The 18,121-nt window shown below is 36.7% G+C and carries 17 protein-coding genes; 11 read left to right on the top strand and 6 right to left on the bottom strand.

Annotated features, from left to right (window positions below; translation table 11 throughout):
* Positions 1-277: 277 nt before the first annotated feature.
* Together H280_RS0118725 and vrrA are read right to left on the bottom strand one after the other, a co-directional pair.
* Positions 278-1,234, bottom strand: a complete 957-nt coding sequence (locus tag H280_RS0118725; RefSeq protein WP_020062663.1) for a 4-hydroxy-3-methylbut-2-enyl diphosphate reductase — start codon at positions 1,232-1,234, stop codon at positions 278-280.
* A gap of 91 nt (positions 1,235-1,325) precedes the next feature.
* On the bottom strand, positions 1,326-1,964 hold the full coding sequence (gene vrrA / locus H280_RS0118720) for a VrrA/YqfQ family protein (RefSeq protein ID WP_020062662.1): 639 nt from the start codon (positions 1,962-1,964) through the stop codon (positions 1,326-1,328).
* Between the two features lie 355 nt (positions 1,965-2,319).
* Between vrrA and H280_RS0118715 the strand changes: the two genes are divergently transcribed.
* Both H280_RS0118715 and H280_RS0118710 read left to right on the top strand, forming a co-directional pair.
* Complete coding sequence (locus H280_RS0118715; protein ID WP_020062661.1) at positions 2,320-3,630, top strand: DEAD/DEAH box helicase; 1,311 nt, start codon at positions 2,320-2,322, stop codon at positions 3,628-3,630.
* A 98-nt stretch (positions 3,631-3,728) separates the two neighbouring features.
* Entirely contained in the window at positions 3,729-4,625 is an 897-nt protein-coding gene (locus H280_RS0118710; protein WP_020062660.1) for a deoxyribonuclease IV, read from the top strand.
* A 189-nt stretch (positions 4,626-4,814) separates the two neighbouring features.
* On the opposite strand, the gene H280_RS0118700 is transcribed toward H280_RS0118710, so the two are convergent.
* Positions 4,815-5,069 carry a DUF2624 domain-containing protein gene (locus H280_RS0118700; protein WP_020062658.1) on the bottom strand — a complete coding sequence of 85 codons (255 nt, stop codon included), beginning with the start codon at positions 5,067-5,069 and terminating at the stop codon, positions 4,815-4,817.
* A gap of 144 nt (positions 5,070-5,213) precedes the next feature.
* Between H280_RS0118700 and H280_RS0118690 the strand changes: the two genes are divergently transcribed.
* The 4 genes from H280_RS0118690 to H280_RS0118675 all read left to right on the top strand — a co-directional run bounded on the left by H280_RS0118690 (position 5,214) and on the right by H280_RS0118675 (position 8,281).
* A complete protein-coding gene (locus H280_RS0118690; protein WP_020062656.1) occupies positions 5,214-6,092 on the top strand; it encodes a YitT family protein in 879 nt (292 codons plus the stop codon).
* Between the two features lie 158 nt (positions 6,093-6,250).
* On the top strand, positions 6,251-7,024 hold the full coding sequence (locus H280_RS0118685) for a metal ABC transporter ATP-binding protein (RefSeq protein WP_020062655.1): 774 nt from the start codon (positions 6,251-6,253) through the stop codon (positions 7,022-7,024).
* Entirely contained in the window at positions 7,021-7,854 is an 834-nt protein-coding gene (locus H280_RS0118680) for a metal ABC transporter permease (protein ID WP_020062654.1), read from the top strand. Before H280_RS0118685 ends, H280_RS0118680 begins: the two co-directional genes overlap by 4 nt.
* A gap of 13 nt (positions 7,855-7,867) precedes the next feature.
* Complete coding sequence (locus tag H280_RS0118675) at positions 7,868-8,281, top strand: Fur family transcriptional regulator (protein ID WP_020062653.1); 414 nt, start codon at positions 7,868-7,870, stop codon at positions 8,279-8,281.
* Positions 8,282-8,333: 52 nt separating this feature from the next.
* On the opposite strand, the gene ispG is transcribed toward H280_RS0118675, so the two are convergent.
* From ispG to H280_RS0118660, 3 genes are all read right to left on the bottom strand, one after another.
* Positions 8,334-9,425, bottom strand: coding sequence for a flavodoxin-dependent (E)-4-hydroxy-3-methylbut-2-enyl-diphosphate synthase (gene ispG, locus H280_RS0118670; protein WP_020062652.1), 1,092 nt, complete (start codon positions 9,423-9,425; stop codon positions 8,334-8,336).
* Between the two features lie 349 nt (positions 9,426-9,774).
* Positions 9,775-10,116 (bottom strand): hypothetical protein, encoded by a 342-nt coding sequence (locus tag H280_RS0118665; RefSeq protein WP_020062651.1) that lies wholly within the window; start codon positions 10,114-10,116, stop codon positions 9,775-9,777.
* A gap of 65 nt (positions 10,117-10,181) precedes the next feature.
* On the bottom strand, positions 10,182-10,949 hold the full coding sequence (locus H280_RS0118660) for a DUF1189 domain-containing protein (protein WP_020062650.1): 768 nt from the start codon (positions 10,947-10,949) through the stop codon (positions 10,182-10,184).
* A gap of 377 nt (positions 10,950-11,326) precedes the next feature.
* Here H280_RS0118660 and sodA point away from each other — a divergent pair, with 377 nt between their 5' ends.
* The 5 genes from sodA to pstC all read left to right on the top strand — a co-directional run bounded on the left by sodA (position 11,327) and on the right by pstC (position 18,121).
* Positions 11,327-11,938, top strand: coding sequence for a superoxide dismutase [Mn] (sodA, locus tag H280_RS0118655; RefSeq protein ID WP_020062649.1), 612 nt, complete (start codon positions 11,327-11,329; stop codon positions 11,936-11,938).
* A 190-nt stretch (positions 11,939-12,128) separates the two neighbouring features.
* The gene (locus H280_RS0118650) at positions 12,129-13,406 is read left to right on the top strand and encodes an MFS transporter (RefSeq protein WP_020062648.1); all 1,278 of its coding nucleotides are present in this window, start codon (positions 12,129-12,131) and stop codon (positions 13,404-13,406) included.
* A gap of 105 nt (positions 13,407-13,511) precedes the next feature.
* A complete protein-coding gene (locus H280_RS0118645; protein WP_020062647.1) occupies positions 13,512-15,644 on the top strand; it encodes a peptidoglycan D,D-transpeptidase FtsI family protein in 2,133 nt (710 codons plus the stop codon).
* Between the two features lie 581 nt (positions 15,645-16,225).
* Positions 16,226-17,143 carry a phosphate ABC transporter substrate-binding protein PstS family protein gene (locus H280_RS0118640; RefSeq protein WP_020062646.1) on the top strand — a complete coding sequence of 306 codons (918 nt, stop codon included), beginning with the start codon at positions 16,226-16,228 and terminating at the stop codon, positions 17,141-17,143.
* 27 nt (positions 17,144-17,170) lie between these two features.
* The gene (pstC, locus tag H280_RS0118635; protein ID WP_020062645.1) at positions 17,171-18,121 is read left to right on the top strand and encodes a phosphate ABC transporter permease subunit PstC; all 951 of its coding nucleotides are present in this window, start codon (positions 17,171-17,173) and stop codon (positions 18,119-18,121) included.

Below are 18,121 nucleotides of genomic sequence, written 5' to 3'. Positions count from 1 at the left end.
AAAATCGATTGTTGCCTCAATGGCACGAAGGAAATGGTCTTGCGGAACTAACTCTTCTACAGAAATTGTTACGCGCTCATCACGATGATTTTTCAGCGCTCCCATCATGGGGCATCGCTCCTTTGCATCTTTTTTATCAGTGTTGACAGATGAAAAGATGTTCAGACACAAAAACAGGCTGTGGAGAAGGCTTTCTCCACAGCCTGACAAAATCCGTTATCTTATGAGATAACGGATTTTGTTTGTATTATCCCGCTAATTGCGAGCAATAAAACTTTCACTGATGGAAAGTTTGTTTTGCCTTAACCTTTGGTAAGATTTTTTGTAGTGGTACGTTTCGCTTACGTTCCCACGTTGCAGGATTTGTTGGATCATACTGTTCAAAAAATGCAATTACTTCTTTTGTAATAGGCGTTGGTGTAGATGCCCCTGCTGTAATAGCGACTGTTTCTACGCCTTGTAGCCATTCTAGTTGGATTTCACTTACATCGGCAACGCGATATGCTTTTGTACTAGCAATTTCTTCAGATACTTGTGCAAGGCGGTTAGAGTTATTGCTTTTTGGATCACCAACGACAATTGTTAAATCAGCAACAGTTGCTTGTTTTGCAACGGCTTCTTGGCGCACTTGCGTAGCAAGACAAATTTCTTTATGGAATTCTGCTGTTGGAAACTTTTCTTGAATTTTCTCCATAATTTGTTGAACATCCCATTGACTCATCGTCGTTTGGTTTGTAACTAAAATCTTTTCCGTTGGAATGGTAAGTGCTTCAAGATCTGCTTCTTTCTCGATAAGATGGACAATATCCGGGGCAATCCCGACTGCACCTTCAGGTTCAGGGTGTCCTTTCTTACCGATATAAATAATATGGTAACCTTCTTCTTTTTTTGCTTCAATTAAGTCGTGTGTTTTTGTAACGTCAGGACATGTTGCGTCGATTGTTGTTAAGCCCTTTTCCTTGGCGCGTTGTTTTACTTCTGGAGATACACCGTGAGCTGTAAAAATAACAGTTCCAAACTCAATTTTTTCTAAAATATCTAAGCGGCTTGGGCCATCAAGCGTAATGATGCCGTCTTCTTCAAATGCATCTGTTACGTGTTTATTGTGGACAATCATACCTAAGATATAAATTGGCCTTGGTAATGTTTTATCGAGCGCTGCATTGCGCGCAATGACCATCGCGTCTACAACGCCGTAGCAATAGCCGCGAGGAGAAATTTTAACGATTTTCATGTAATTAATCCGCTCCTTTAAAAAAGGATTTGTTTTTATAAAGCTAATCCTTTTCATTATAAAGGAGAAGAAAGCAGATGACAAAGAAATGTTACACGTATAGCTTTGGTTTCGGAGTGGTAGAGTGTGCGTTTTCTATTTCTATCTTATCTTCCAATGTTGTTTGAGGAGCAAGAGGTTTGCTTGTAATAGGGATTTCTTCAGATAGAGTAGAAGTAGTTGTTTTGACTTCTTGTGTTTGTTGTTCATCCGCATTTTTTCCAGAGGTAAGTATTTTCATGATATTAGGAATGTTGCGGACAATCGGGCCATATTGCTGTACGACAGGACCAACGGATTGGGCCATTTGGACAACTTTTTCGACGTTATTGATCATTCCAGTGGGATTTGAAATAAAATTCGTGAAAAAACTGCTAATTCCACTAGGTGCACTTCCTCCTCGTGTTTCACCTTCTGCCATCATTTGAGGTTGCATCATTTGTTGTTGCTGTTTTGGAGGGTGCATATATGGCTGATTTTGCTGGTATGGTGTATTTGGGTATGTTTCTAATTGTCTATACGGGGGCATCATATACATATAATCTGTAGCGGGATTGTGTTTTTGAAACAATTTTGCAAGAAGTCCTTTTTTCTTAGGCATCATTGGTTGTATACCTTGTGTTGGGTACATTGTATGTGGATATGGAGACTGCGTGTACATTTGTTGATAGGGAGGGGGTTTCATATACATTAGGAAATCCTCCTTTCTTCAATTAGGTAATATACACTACAATATGCAATGGAGGGAAAGAAGGTTAGTTTTTCTGTTGAAATGCTAAACTAAAGATATACAAGTTCAAAAAAACGAGGGGCGAGAGCATCTGGCTGCGAATAGAAACAGTCAGAGCCTGTTCCCTTAACCCATGCAAGGTTTAAAACAAAAGAAGAAAGCAAGTAGCGGTTATGGTGTATTTTGCATAGCAGCAACTTATATGTTAAAAATTTAAATGGATATATATAAAGATAGATTTTACCGATAGATTTCGATATAATGGTAACTTGGCTGATTAATGAACGCAGTAGAAATAAGAAAGAAGGTGGAATGTATGACAGTGCAAACATTTACACAGTATAATTTTCAACCATTTTTAATAGATGCAATTCGTGAATTACGTTTTTCAGAACCAACAGAAATTCAACAAAAGATTTTTCCGGTTGTGAAAAAGGGAGTTAGTATTATTGGACAATCACAAACGGGATCTGGAAAAACGCATGCGTATTTACTTCCAACATTAAATCGTATTGATGCAACTAGAGAAGAAGTACAACTGGTAATTACAGCCCCAACTCGTGAGTTAGCACAGCAAATTTATGAAGAAATCGTAAAGATAACAAAGTTTTGTGAAGAAGACAAAATGATTACAGCACGTTGTTTTATCGGTGGAACAGATAAACAACGTTCAATTGAAAAATTGAAGAAACAACCGCATGTTGTGGTGGGAACACCAGGGCGTATTAAAGATTTAGTGGAAGATCAAGCGCTATTTGTACATACGGCTTCTGCAGTTATTGTCGATGAAGCTGATTTAATGCTTGATATGGGCTTTATTCATGATGTGGATAAAATCGCAGCACGTATGCCTAAAAATTTACAAATGCTTGTTTTCTCAGCGACAATTCCGCAAAAGTTAAAACCATTTATGAAGAAATATATGGACAATCCAGAGCATATTCATATTAATCCAAAGCAAATCGCAGCGATTAATCTTGAACATCACCTTATTCCGTCAAGGCACCGTAATAAAGTTGAACTTGTGAAAAATCTGTTACTGCAATATCAGCCGTATTTAGCAATCGTCTTTACGAATACAAAGAAAAAGGCGGAGGAAGTAGCGCATGGTTTAACGGAACGCGGTTTAAAAGTAGGTCGTATTCATGGTGATTTATCACCGCGTGATCGCAAGAAAATGATGAAACAAGTTCGTGATTTAGAATTTCAATATATTGTAGCGACAGATTTAGCTGCACGTGGTATTGATATTGAGGGAATTAGTCATGTGATTAACTACGAAATTCCATCTGATTTAGATTTCTTTATTCACCGTGTTGGCCGAACAGCGCGTGCTGGATATTCTGGTATTGCGGCAACCATTTATGACCAAGTAGATGAAGAAGCGTTAGATACGTTAGAAAAGCAACGTCATATTGAATTCAAACATGTGGACTTGCGTGCAGGGGAGTTGGTTGAATTAGGACCTCGCCGCCGCCGTCAAAGCCGTAAGAAACCAAACGATCAATTGGATTCTATGGCACAAAAAGTTGTGAAAAAACCGAAAAAAGTAAAGCCAAATTATAAGAAAAAGCTTGAATGGGAACGCGAAAAAATTAAGAAAAAATATAGTAAAAAGAAAAGATAAGGGCCTTCCTTATCTTTTTTTTACAGGGGAGTTAACAGTGTCAGATTTCTACAAATTATGCTATCATTATAGCTATTGCATTTATAAGAGGTGATTACATGTTGAAAATTGGATCTCACGTTTCGATGAGTGGAAAGAAAATGTTATTAGCAGCGAGTGAAGAAGCTGTGTCATACGGTGCAACAACGTTTATGGTTTATACGGGAGCACCGCAAAATACGAGAAGAAAACCGATTGAAGAGTTAAATATAGAAGCGGGCCGTAAACATATGGAACTGAATGGAATTGAGGAAATCGTTGTTCATGCCCCGTATATTATTAATATAGGTAATACAACGAAACCTGAAACATTCCAACTAGGTGTTGATTTCCTTCGCATGGAAATTGAAAGAACATCAGCATTGGGGGTTGCAAAGCAAATTGTACTCCATCCAGGAGCGCATGTTGGGGCCGGGGCGGATGCAGGAATCCAAAAAATTATTGAAGGTTTAAATGAAGTATTAACAACTGATCAAACAGTGAACATTGCGCTAGAAACAATGGCTGGAAAAGGAACAGAGTGTGGGCGCAGTTTTGAAGAGCTTGCGAGAATTATTGATGGTGTAACGCTTAATGAGAAATTGTCTGTCTGCTTTGATACATGTCATACGCATGACGCTGGTTATGATATCGTTAATGATTTTGACGGTGTTTTAAACGAATTTGATAAAATAATAGGTATTGATCGTTTACAAGTATTACACCTTAATGATAGCAAGAATGAGCGCGGCGCTAGAAAAGACCGTCATGAAAATATCGGTTTCGGCCATATTGGTTATAAAACATTGCACCATATTGTACATCATCCGCAATTACTGCATGTACCGAAAATTCTTGAAACGCCATATGTAGGTGAAGATAAAAACGATAAAAAGCCACCGTATAAATTTGAAATTGAAATGCTGAAAAATGGTGTGTTTGATGAAGAGGTTCTTCAGAAAATTAAAGAACAATAAAAAAGGGGGAGCACCCCTTTTTTATTTTATCCCGCTAGTGGGCAGTAAGCCCTCGCCCACCGAAAAAGAAAAGGGTTTTGATGTTAGTTTTTCAATTTGCATCTATATAGGTGGGGATAACTGTTGGCATGTGATCGATTGGGCGGAATTTCCGTCAGTCGGGGGATGGAAAAAATACTAATGGAAGTTTCACTTTATTAATTTTTGAAATAGGGTATTAATTTGTTGTGCGGTAGCAGGAGAAGTGACCTTCGCAATTTGTTTTAAAAGTTGTAATCTTTCTTGGTCATCATAAATATTAATATGTTTTCCTTGAATTAATGTGACAATTTTGTCTGCTTGTTCGTTTGTAATGGACACCCCGTATTCTGCACTATATTTTAATAATTCCTTGGATGTCATATTGTTTAATTTTTTATTTACAAACTGTTGAATGAGGTTCATGTTGCTCCCTCCTTTATTTTGTCCTCATATCCGAATATATGTAAAATATGCTTGTGTATATTCCAAAGCAGGCAGTTTTCTCATTAAAAAGGGAGGATATGTTATAATAAAGGGGAAAAATATATGGATACTTGAGGAGGTAGTATGGAAAAACAACAGCATAAAAAAGAAAGTATAATTCATCTTGTGTATCGTCTTGTTATGATTATCATAGGTGCTGGCTGTGCAGCAGTTGCACTTGAGCTATTTTTAATTCCAAACAAAATTATTGATGGTGGTATTATCGGCGTTTCCCTCATATTAGATTTCCTTACACCAAATATTTGGTGGCTAAGCTTTTCCACTTTAGTTGTAATCCTCAATTTACCGTTTATGTACTCAGGTTATAAGCAAATCGGAAAAACATTTATGTTATCTTCTGTTTTTGCAATCATATGTTTAGCTTTGATTGAGTCGACATTACATTCCCTTCAGCCTTTTACGACAGAGCCTATTTTAGCGACTGTCTTTGGAGGACTAATTTTAGGTATCGGTGTTGGGCTTGTGATTAGACATGGTGGTTCATTGGATGGAGCAGAAATTCTAGGGATTTTACTAACAAAGAAATTACCGTTTTCTGTCGGTGAATTTGTTATGTTTATGAATATTTTCGTGTTTGCTTGGGCGGCAGTTGTATTTGGTGTAGAACAAGCGATGTATTCTGTTATGACATACTATATTGCGTTTAAAACGATTGATACGGTTATCCAAGGTTTAGATGAAACAAAAGCAGTAATTATTGTTTCGGACCATTATGAAGAAGTATCAAACGCAATTTTACATCGACTTGGCCGCGGAACAACGAAATTAGTTGGAAAAGGTGGCTATACGGATAAAGAAAAAGAAGTTATTTATGCAGTTATTACTCGTTTAGAGGTAACGAAGCTAAAAACGATTGTTCATGAAGTAGACGAAAATGCCTTTATTACTATTATGAATACACAAGAAACAAAAGGTGCAAAATTTAAATCAGCAATTCACTAAAAGCGGAGAGATTTTCTCTGCTTTTTGTTATAATGGATAAGTTGTCTAAAATGAGAGGTATATTTTAGGGCAGATTGGTTTACAACTCGTAATGAGCTATAATATAATTTAAACAAAGATAAATCGGAATCATTCTGAATTAAAATAGGTGAGGTATGATGAATTATATATTAGAAATCGAGAATTTAACATTTCGTTATGAAGAGCGAAATGTGTTAGAGGACATTCAACTGCAAGTTCCTAAAGGAGCTTTTTTAGGTTTAGTAGGGCCGAATGGATCAGGAAAATCTACATTATTGAAATGTATATTAGGGATTTTAAAACCGAAACAAGGAACGATTCGGTTGTTTGGTATGGATAGTAAAAAATTTAAAGATTCGAATAAAATTGGCTATGTCTCCCAAAAGGCAAATAGTTTCAACTCTGGATTCCCAGCAACTGTATTTGAAGTTGTTTCGATGGGGCTCGTTTCTAAGAAAGGCTTGTTTCGCTTCTTAACAAAGATGGATAAAGCGAAAGTGACAAAAGCGATTGCTGATGTTGGAATGAGTGAGTTTATGAATCGGAATATTGGTGAGCTTTCTGGTGGGCAACAACAACGTGTTTTTATTGCACGTGCACTTGTAAGTGATCCTGAATTATTAATTTTGGATGAGCCTACTGTCGGTATTGATGTAAAGAATGTAGAAAGCTTTTATGATATGCTAGAACATTTAAATAAGTGTTTAGGAATTACACTTATTCTTGTCACTCATGATATGGGAGCTGTGACAGAGAAAGTTACACATGTTGCTTGCTTAAATCAGCGTCTACATTTCCACGGAAATGTAGACGCGTTCCAAAAGTTAGAAGATGCTGAAATGTCACTATTATATGGTTATTATGTTCATCGTTTAGAGCATGATCACGAGCATCACGGGGGGATACGATGATACAGGATTTTTTGCAATATGATTTTTTACGAAATTCTTTATATGCTGGAGTTTTAATTGGACTTGTTGCCCCGATGCTTGGTGTCTTTGTTGTCATTCGTCGTTTATCGTTGATTGCTGATGCATTAAGCCACGTTACATTATCAGGTATTGCGGCGAGTTTATTACTAGAAAAAACTGTGTTTACAGGTGGTTTTTTGAATCCATTATATATGGGGATGATATTTTCTATTGGCGGCGCTCTGCTTATTGAAAAATTAAGAACGGTATATAAACATTTTCAGGAACTAGCAATTCCTATTATTATGTCAGCTGGTATTGGGATTGGTGTCATTTTCATTTCTCTTGCTAATGGGTTTAATACAGATTTATTTAGTTATTTATTTGGTAGTGTAAGTGCAGTTACAAGTAGTGATTTGCTTATTATTGGATTCGTTGCTGTGATTGTAGTGGCTGTCATTATATTATTATATAAAGAACTGTTTTTATTATCTTTTGATGAAGAATATGCTGTAGCTACAGGATTACGTGCAAAATGGATTCACTTTATTTTTATTATTTTAGTTGCACTTGTTATTGCGATTTCAATGCGTGTTGTCGGTATTCTTCTCGTTTCATCATTAATGACATTACCAGTTGCAGCAAGTATTCGAATTGCGAAAGGTTTTAAGCAAACGATCTTTTTCTCCGTTGTATTTGGTGAGATTGCAGTAGTTGGAGGTATGCTAGCTTCTTATCAACTTGATCTTGCTCCAGGTGGTACAATCGTTGTGTTATCAGTTCTTATTTTAATCGGTGCAATCTTATGGAAGAAGAAAAAAACTGCGTAAAGTAGGGATAACTATGAATCTTACAGAAGCTTTACACCTTATGAAAGAGAAGGGTTATAAACATACTGGAAAAAGAGAAGACATGTTGCGTTTATTTGCCAATCATAATAAATATTTAACGGCAAGAGATGTTTTAGCTAATATGAAGGGTGATTACCCAGGGCTTAGTTTTGATACCATTTATCGCAACTTAACTCTTTTTGTAGAAATCGGTATTTTAGAACAAACAGAGTTAAATGGTGAAAAACATTTTCGCTTTAAATGTTCTACTATAGAACACCATCACCATTTCATTTGTTTAGATTGCGGTGGAACGAAGGAAATTACATCGTGTCCAATGGAACTCATGAACAAAGACTTTACAGGATATGAAGTAACGGGACATAAATTTGAAATATATGGACGCTGTCCGAAATGTGCACAATAAAAAAGCTTGTCAGTTTTAAACTGACAAGCTTTTTTATTAGCAGCTTTACATCTTATTTTTCTTGTTTTGCTGCGTATTCTTCTGCAATTTTATCAATTTCTTTCTTTAACTCTTCCACCATTGTTTCTTCTGGTACTTTACGTACAATTTCACCTTTGCGGAAGAGAAGACCTTCTCCGCGTGCTCCAGCAATCCCAATATCTGCTTCACGCGCTTCGCCAGGGCCGTTTACTGCGCAGCCAAGGACAGCGACTTTAATCGGTGCCTTAATTTTTGAAATATATTCTTCCACTTCATTTGCAATGCTAATTAAGTCAATTTCAATACGTCCGCATGTTGGACAGGAAATCAATGTAGCAGCATTAGAAGCAAGTCCGAATGATTTTAATAGTTCACGCGCTACCTTTACTTCTTCAACTGGGTCTGCACTTAATGAGATACGTAACGTATTACCGATACCTTTGCTTAAGATTGCACCAAGACCTGCTGCGCTTTTTACAGTTCCAGCAAATAAAGTTCCAGATTCTGTAATGCCAAGATGTAATGGATAATTGAAAGCACGAGATGCTTTTTCGTACGCTTCAATTGCCAAATTCACATCAGAGGCTTTCATCGATACGATGATGTCATGAAAATCTAGATCTTCTAAAATTTTAATGTGGTGCAATGCGCTTTCTACCATACCATCAGCCGTTGGATATCCATATTTCTCAAGAATATGACGTTCTAATGAACCAGCGTTTACACCGATGCGGATTGGAATACCGCGTTCTTTCGCAGCATTTACAACTGCTTCAACTTTATGACGACGACCGATGTTTCCTGGGTTGATACGAACTTTGTCAATACCGCCTTCAATCGCTTTTAACGCTAGGCGATAGTCAAAGTGAATATCAGCAACAAGAGGTATATTAATTTGTTTTTTAATATCAGCAATCGCATTTGCAGCGCGCTCATCAGGAACGGCTACACGAACAATTTGACAACCTGCTTCTTCTAAACGCTTAATTTCAGCAACTGTTGCTTCCACATCATGTGTTTTCGTTGTTGTCATACTTTGTATAATTAATTCATTATTACCGCCAATTGTTAAATTTCCAACTTTAACAGGACGTGTTTTTGTACGATGAGTTATTTCATTCACGAATAGATCGCTCTCCTTATAAAAGAAGTTTCTTATTTTGTAGACAAACGCATTTATATTGTATGCAGTATTTGTCTAGTGAAGCTAAATGTCTATATAAATCCACTTTGATTTTTCAACATATAAGTCACTGATACGCAGAAAAAACATGATCGTTACTTGCTTTTTCTCTTTGTTTTAATCATTGAAAGTGGCGGGAAAAGGTCCTAACCGCTTCTGTGCGTGGCCAGATGCTCTCGCTCAACTAAAAAAAGGAGCTTTTATGTTGTTTTTTATTTGTATTTATATAGTTTCACTTTTCCTATTGTATCAGCGCCTTACTGTAATTGACAAGGATTATGTGATGTTATTACGGATAGAGGGGGAATTTGTATTTTTTCCCGACTTGTAATTTCGCTGGAGAGTCGTTTTGATTTAAGTCCTTGAAGTCCGTAACAACTTTTTCAATAGAAGGGACTTTTTTCTTATTAATTTCTTCTGTAATAGAGAGAACAGTATCGCCTGTTTTTACTTCAATGACTTTATATTTTGCCGGTGATGTATTTTCTTTTTGTTTATTACTTGCAACTTTAGCTGAAGTTTCTTTTGTTTTGGAATATGTATGAAGCAACGGTAACGTGCCAATTGTCATATCATAGTATAAGACGTAACCGAGAACAAGTAGTAATAAGACACTGCCAAGCCTTTTCATATTTTCCCACTCCTTTGTAGAGAAATATATGCTTGTCCAAAAAAAAAATACCTTAAAGGCATTTTTTAGAGTGGATTTTTTTCTTTCGGTCTTGGCACTTCTTTTATTGTTAAATAAAGAACGATAAGAACAACACCAATGAATATAAATAATGAGAATGGAACATGTACTTTTAATAGGTCCATAATCATAAAGAATATAGTAGGGATTGTATAACTATAGGCAGTTAATGTCCAAACTTGTTTGTAAGATAATTTACGCTCTCCGCTCATTGCAGAGCCGATAAATGCCAATAGGGTAACACCAAGAAATGTAATAAATAGCTCGAATAAGTAAATGAATATCCCAATTAAGAATATCGCAATTGGAGAGATGTTATCAACGAATGAAACGATTTCTTGGATATCTTTCTTTTCAAACGTTGTATTTCCAAAATCACTATATGGAAAAGATTGTGGTTGTTGTTGTGCTATTGAAATCATTTTATCTTTTAAAATGAATATCCCATCTCGATTTGGATAGGCTTTTGTGTCTGTACTGTTTGGATCGAATACAAAAATAAAATCTGTTTCATCTTTTACAATTGGTTTGCTAATGTCTGCGTGAAGCTCGCCATTTTCAATTTTAAAATCAGGCACATCTTTTTCGATAGCGCGATCGATTAAATGAATCCCCTCTTGAACGAAATTTCCAAATAAAATCGTTTTTGGAACAGTAGCAAGCAGGCATAGTAACATTATGTAAAGAATTGTCTTTCCGATTTTTTGAAAACGAAAGATTGCCATCTCTTTTGGTGCGTATAAGCTTTTAAATAGTTGTGTAAATATGGACATGCATTCACTTCCTTCTTTAAATATGGTGATCTACAATTTCATTGTAACGTATGTTTTTAAGGAATCACAAGATATATCATGTCGTATGTGAAAATACGATTGACACATTTCTTTTTACTATGGTAAATTTATCTTACATTTTTACATATAATTATCCATTTCGTATGTTAATACATAGCGGATGAGCTTCCTTGTAGAAGGGAGCTTTTTTTTTACGAAATGTATGAGCATTTCGTTTGAAAAGAAATGGGAAATTTGCTACCTTAATGTTAGCGAGGCAATACGCTAAATTTGTTTTCACCCTTATGTAATTAGGGTAAAATGGATTTGTATGCCAAGTTATTATCGGCAATACATACAATGGGAGGAATATAACAATGGCGAAACATGAATTACCAAATTTACCTTATGCGTATGATGCGTTAGAACCTCATTTTGACAAAGAAACAATGAACATCCATCATACAAAACATCACAACACATATGTAACAAACTTAAATGCTGCATTAGAAGGACATGCGGAATTAGCAGAAAAAAGCATCGAAGAGTTAGTTGCAAACTTAAACGAAGTGCCAGAAGCAATTCGTACAGCAGTACGCAATAACGGTGGTGGGCATGCAAACCACTCTTTATTCTGGACAATCCTTTCTCCAAATGGCGGCGGACAACCAGTAGGTGAACTTGCAAGTGCAATTGAAGCGAAATTTGGTAGCTTCGACGCATTTAAAGAAGAGTTTGCAAAAGCAGGCGCGACTCGCTTCGGTTCTGGCTGGGCGTGGCTAGTTGTAAACAATGGTGAATTAGAAGTAACAAGCACACCAAACCAAGACACTCCATTAATGGAAGGAAAAACTCCAGTTTTAGGATTAGACGTTTGGGAGCATGCATACTACTTACATTACCAAAACCGTCGTCCTGACTACATTAATGCTTTCTGGAGCGTTGTAGATTGGAATGCAGTTGAAAAACGTTACCAAGACGCAAAATAATAATAATAATTGTAAAAGCTAGGAGGAATTTCTCCTAGCTTTTTTGTGTGCTTTTTTTGGAGAGCTGATTGGCTCGTCTCAACATTGATGAGAAAAATGCTTACTAATGAAAGTTTATTTTCCACTTTTCTTCTTTACATAATTGTAACCTTCTTTGGAAGACTAGAACATGAAGTAAAGGAGAGTTTATATGAAATGGAAACATTTAGTTGGCGATGTTGAGGTGAATCGTGATTTAGTTTTATTACTGATAATTGGCGGGTTATATACGTTGGCCATTTCGTTATCCAATACGTTTGTAAATATTTATTTATGGAAACAAACGAAGGATTTTATGAATATTGGCTTTTATAATTTAGCAAGCGTTGTTTTACAGCCGCTGACTTTTCTTGTTGCCGGAAAACTAGCGAAACGAGTAGATCGTACGATTTTACTCCGCATCGGTGTAACGACATTAGCTGGTTTTTTTATTGTTGTATTGCTGACGGGAACGAATGCTTCGCAATATATTTTACTTATCGGTGGCATACTTGGCATAGGATATGGATTTTACTGGCTCTCATTTAATTTATTAACATTTGAAATTACAGAGCCGGAAACACGTGACTTTTTTAACGGATTTCTCGGACTGCTTACCTCATTTTCAGGTATGATTGGTCCAATTGCATCCGGGTTTATCATTTCGCGTATGGAAAAGTGGAATGGGTATACATTCGTTTTTTTCCTATCGTTAACCTTATTTACCGTTGCGATAGTTGTCAGTTTTTTTCTGACGAAACGTGAATGTGAAGGACGTTACGAAATAATTGAAGTAATGAAAGAGAGAAAAGTGAATAAAAACTGGGGAAGAATTACGCTTGCTCATTTTTTTCAAGGACTTAGAGAAGGTACATTTATATTTGTTATTTCTGTATATGTGTATATGGCTTCTGGTAGCGAATTAGCGCTTGGGAAATATGGGCTTGTAAATTCCGCTGTTTCTTTCATTTGCTATTATATAGTAGCGCGAGTATTGAAAAAGGAATGGCGAAAAAAAGCTATTTTACTCGGTGGAATTATTTTATATGCAGTTGTATTTTTAGTTGTCTTTCATGTCACGTATACGAAATTACTTATTTATGCAGCTTGTATTGCCGTTGCATATCCAATTCTTCTTGTTCCGTATGGTTCAATGACATATGATATAATAGGCAGAGCTAAACAAGCAAAGGAGCGGCGAGTAGAATATATTGTTGTTCGTGAACTATGGCTAAACGGAGGAAGAATCTGTTCGGTTTTAAGTTTTTTGTTAGCAGTTTCATTATTTCCGGCAGAAAAAAGCTTGCCGATCTTATTATTAATATTAGGTGCTGGACATTTACTTATCTATTTTGCGATTCGAAATGTCAAATACGATGATGAAAAAGCATGCCATGCAGGGCTTGCGGCTGTACAAACGACACAAAATACAACAGAAGGAGAAGGTTAACTTCTGTTGTATTTTATGTTAAAATAGTAAAACGTATATGACAGTAGCGAGGACACCTGAAGAAGGTGTCCCTTTCCGCTTACACTGTTGGTAGAGGGGGTCCGTATGAGTAAGAAAAAGAAAAAAAAGAAAACCCACGTTCCATTGCGGTTAAACGTGTTGTTTTTCTGTGTGTTTTTACTGTTTTCAACAGTAATTGTTAAATTAGGTATGATACAGATTGTCCATGGTGAAGATTATAAAAATGAAGTAAACCGAAAGGAAAACTTAACGGTAAGTACCCCTGTTCCGCGCGGGAAGATTATTGATAGGTATGGCCGTCCGGTGGTGGATAATACACCACTTCGAACGATTACGTATACAAGAACGAAGGAGTCAAAACGTGAAGAACGTTTAGAAACAGCAAAGCAACTTTCAAAGCTGCTTGATGTACCGACTGATAAATTAACAGAACGAGATAAAAAAGATTTTTGGATTTTGTTAAATGAAGACCGAGCAAAAGCAAAAATTACGAAAAAAGATAAAGCTGATGTTAAAGCAAAAAAAATTGATGATAAACAACTGGCACAACGTCAGCTTGATCGTATTACAGAAGCGGAATTGAATGAATTAACTCCTCAAGATTTAGAAGTGTTAGCAATTAAGAGTAAGATGGAAGGCGGCTATGCAATGACGCCGCAAATTATTAAAAAAGATGTAACACCTGAAGAATATGCTATAGTTAGTGAGAATTTAGCGAAACTTTCAGGGGTAGACACAACGGTTGATTGGGATCGTCACTATGCTTATGGAGATATGTTCCGCACTGTACTTGGCGGTGTAACAAGTTCCGATGAAGGATTACCGCGAGAGAATATAAACTATTATTTAGTTCGTGATTACAACCGTAATGACCGGGTTGGGAAAAGTTACTTGGAGCAACAATACGAAGATGTATTGCACGGCACGAAAGCACAAGTGAAAAATATTACGGATCAAAAAGGAAATATTCTTGAGACTGTCTATCTTTCTAAAGGAGAAAGTGGAAAGAGTTTAGCGTTGACCATTGATATGGAGCTGCAAAGAAAAGTTGAACAAATTATTGAAGAAGAAATGAAAGCAGCAAAAGCTTCAGGCGGAGCGGAGTATATGGACCGTGCGTTTGTTGTGATGATGAATCCGAAAAACGGAGAAATTTTATCAATGGCTGGTAAACAGTTTGGAGAAGAAAATGGACAAAGAATTTTAAATGATTATGCACTTGGCACGATGACGAGTGCATATGAAATGGGTTCGACTGTAAAAGGGGCCACTCTTTTGACTGGATATCAAGAAGGAGCTATTACACCAGGACAAGTACTTGTCGATGAACCACTTGTATTTAAAGGTACGAATGTGAAAAAATCGTGGACAGGATATGGAATGGGACCAATTAATGACTTAACTGCCTTACAACGATCTTCAAACGTATATATGTTTAAAACTGCAATGGAAATTGCTGGTGCACCGTATGTGCCGAATGGTACATTAAACATTAAACAAAAAGCTTTTGATACAATGCGTTATAACTTTAGCCAATTGGGTCTTGGAGTACCAACGGGAATAGATTTACCAAATGAAATGGCAGGAGTAAAAGGAAACGCAGTAGGAGAACCTGGTAAGTTACTCGATTTAGCAATTGGACAGTTTGATACGTATACACCGCTGCAATTGGCGCAATATGTATCAACGATTGCTAACGGTGGTTATCGAATGAAACCACAGGTTGTAAAAGAAATTCGCAAGCCGACTTCAAAACCTGAAGAGTTAGGAAAAGTAATAGATTCGGTGGAACCGGTTGTTTTAAATCGAATCGATATGAAAGATGAGTATATTAAACAAGTTCAAGATGGTTTTAAAATGGTTATGCAAACACCACAAGGAACAGGATATACGAATGGTTTTGCTGGTGCAACATATGATCCGGCAGGAAAAACAGGAACTGCACAGGGAGCTTATGCCGGTCCAAATGCAAAGGAAGTAAGAGCACAGCTAGGTGATAGAGACGTATATAATTTAACGATGATTGGATATGCGCCGGCATCGGATCCAGAAGTTGCATTCTCAGTTGTTATTCCATGGCTTTCCGGTGATCATAACCCGATAAGTAAAAATATTGCACGCCGAATTATGGACGCATATTTTGATTTGAAAAAGCAAGAAGTAAACGGAAATACTGGACCATTAGAAGAGACGAAGAAAACAAATAAAGAAGAATAAAAATGTGTAAGATTGGCACACTATCTGTGAAGATAGTGTGCTTTTTTTTATATATGCCGCATATAGTGATGACAGAAGTGTACAAGCCTAAAGGGAAATTAAATACAGTATTTGCTTTCAAAAGGAGGAATGGAGAATAGCAAGTAAATACGTGTATATACATCCGTTTTGTTGTAACGTTTCGTATGGCAGGAAAAGGCCTTGATCGCTTCTATGCATGGTCAGGTTCGCTCATCTAAAAAGAAGAAGGCTTTTATTTCGGTCTTTGAGTCGATATTCATATATAAATACACCATATTTTTCTAACATACAAGTCACTGCTATGCAAAACAAAAAGTGACAGCTACTTGTTTTCTCTCTTTCTCTCTTTGTTTTTAGCATTGCGCGTGGCAGGAAAAGGTCCTGACCCGTCTATGCATGGCCAGATACTCTCGCTCATCTAAAAAGAAAAGGGTTTATCTTTCAATTTTTTAACTTATATTTACAAAACTTTTACAAACTATTAAAACCGCATTAATAGTTCAACATTATTCTTATATATGTACTCCTGTTTGCAGGAGGCCCCTAGGAGGAAATATTACGTGAAACGTAATGGAACATACACCATGGTTTTTATCATATCACTGTTTTGTTTATCTATTCATACGTTACCTGTTTCCGCCGGTAGTATGGTAGGAGAAGTGCAAATTGATGGATCTTCTACAATTTTTCCGATTATGGAAGCAGTAGCAGAAGAGTATACGAAGCAGGAGCCTCATGTGAAACTTTCCATTGGTATATCTGGAACGGGAGGCGGATTTCATCGTTTTGGAAAAGGAGAAGTAGATATAACGAATGCTTCTCGGCCAATGAAGAGAGAGGAAGAAAGGCTTGCTAAGAAGCACCATATTACGTATACACCATTTCAAATTGCTTATGACGGTCTTACACTTATTGTGAATCGTGAGAATACGTGGGCAGATAATCTTACAATAGAAGAATTACAAACGATATGGAGTGAAAGTGAAACACCGAAAAAATGGACGCAAATTCATCCGAAATGGCCGCATGAAACGATACAATTTTACGCACCAGGCATAGATTCTGGTACGTACGATTATTTTCAAAGTGTAGTATTGCAACAAAAGCGGATTACAAAAACAGTTACATTATCCGAAGATGACAATGTTTTAATAAGAGGTGTTATGAGTAATAAACATGCAATTGCCTTTGTTGGATATGCTTATTATGCTGCGAATCGTGATAAAGTAAAGGCCGTAAAAATTAATGGTATTTCTCCGGCGAAAGAAACAATACAATCAGGGGTATATAAACCATTATCTCGTCCGCTTTATGTATATGTAAATAACTCTTCTATTCGTGCGAAAAACAGTGTTGCAGGCTATGTATCTTTTATGATGAAGCATGCAGGAGAGCTTGTAGAAGAGATTGGATATGTGAAGTTGCCGCAATATAAATATAATGAACAGCTGCAAATGTTAACAGAAATGCAAAAATAATGTCAAGGTGGAAAGGGGTTTTCATCTTTGGCTCGTAATAAAAAGAGTCATGTTACGATTTCTGTTCAACATTTGATTGAAAGAAATACAGGTAAGCGAAAGAAAGCACAGCGAATCAATCAAATGGTTCCTTTTGTGTTACGAATAATCGCCAGTATCTCAATTGTTACAACGATGGGGATTATTGTAACTTTGGCAAATGAAACATTTATGTTTTTTGAAAGAGTATCAATCGTTTCCTTTTTTACAGAAAAAGAATGGCTTCCTTTTTTTGAGAATCCTAAGTTTGGTATTTTACCGCTTATATATGGAACGATGCTTGTTACTGTTATTTCCATGATTGTTGCCGTTCCGATTGGATTAGGCTGTGCAGTATTTTTAAGTGAATATGCTTCTAGTGCGGCAAGAAAAGTGTTAAAACCAGCATTAGAACTATTGGCAGGGATACCGACAATTGTATACGGTTTTTTTGCTTTAACAGTTGTTACACCTATTTTGCAGCGGATTGTTCCGAATTTACAGTTTTTTAATGCGCTTAGTCCGGGGATTGTAATTGGCATTATGATGATTCCGACAATTGCATCTCTTAGTGAAGATGCGATGCGTGCTGTTTCTCATAAAGTGCGAGAGGCTTCTTTTGCGATTGGCGCCACCCGTTTTGAAACGACAAAGCATATAGTGTTACCAGCAGCTTTTACTGGAGTTTTAGCAGCAATTGTGCTAGCTGCTTCAAGAGCGATTGGAGAAACGATGATTGTTGTCATTGCGGGGGGATCGACGCCGAGTTTATCGTTAAATCCATCGCAGTCTATACAGACGCTAACAGCATATATTGTGCAAGTTAGCTTAGGAGATGCTCCTTATGGAACGATGCCCTATTATAGCATGTACGCTGTCGGAGCGACGCTTTTTATGTTTACGTTGATTATGAATATGGTTGCACAGCGTATTATGCGTCGTTTTAAGGGAGCGGCATAA

Origin of the sequence: Bacillus sp. 123MFChir2, assembly GCF_000383235.1 — a bacterium.
GTDB lineage: Bacteria > Bacillota > Bacilli > Bacillales > Bacillaceae_G > Bacillus_A.
This window is presented reverse-complemented; position numbering and strand designations above follow the sequence as displayed.

Coding starts and splice junctions, on each gene's coding strand:
- H280_RS0118725 (WP_020062663.1), bottom strand. CDS start 1,234: ATGAAAATCGTTAAAATTTCTCCTCGCGGCTATTGCTACGGCGTTGTA.
- H280_RS0118680 (WP_020062654.1), top strand. CDS start 7,021: ATGATACAGGATTTTTTGCAATATGATTTTTTACGAAATTCTTTATAT.
- H280_RS0118710 (WP_020062660.1), top strand. CDS start 3,729: ATGTTGAAAATTGGATCTCACGTTTCGATGAGTGGAAAGAAAATGTTA.
- H280_RS0118685 (WP_020062655.1), top strand. CDS start 6,251: ATGAATTATATATTAGAAATCGAGAATTTAACATTTCGTTATGAAGAG.
- H280_RS0118660 (WP_020062650.1), bottom strand. CDS start 10,949: ATGTCCATATTTACACAACTATTTAAAAGCTTATACGCACCAAAAGAG.
- H280_RS0118665 (WP_020062651.1), bottom strand. CDS start 10,116: ATGAAAAGGCTTGGCAGTGTCTTATTACTACTTGTTCTCGGTTACGTC.
- H280_RS0118645 (WP_020062647.1), top strand. CDS start 13,512: ATGAGTAAGAAAAAGAAAAAAAAGAAAACCCACGTTCCATTGCGGTTA.
- H280_RS0118690 (WP_020062656.1), top strand. CDS start 5,214: ATGGAAAAACAACAGCATAAAAAAGAAAGTATAATTCATCTTGTGTAT.
- H280_RS0118675 (WP_020062653.1), top strand. CDS start 7,868: ATGAATCTTACAGAAGCTTTACACCTTATGAAAGAGAAGGGTTATAAA.
- H280_RS0118715 (WP_020062661.1), top strand. CDS start 2,320: ATGACAGTGCAAACATTTACACAGTATAATTTTCAACCATTTTTAATA.
- H280_RS0118700 (WP_020062658.1), bottom strand. CDS start 5,069: ATGAACCTCATTCAACAGTTTGTAAATAAAAAATTAAACAATATGACA.
- vrrA (WP_020062662.1), bottom strand. CDS start 1,964: ATGTATATGAAACCCCCTCCCTATCAACAAATGTACACGCAGTCTCCA.
- H280_RS0118650 (WP_020062648.1), top strand. CDS start 12,129: ATGAAATGGAAACATTTAGTTGGCGATGTTGAGGTGAATCGTGATTTA.
- sodA (WP_020062649.1), top strand. CDS start 11,327: ATGGCGAAACATGAATTACCAAATTTACCTTATGCGTATGATGCGTTA.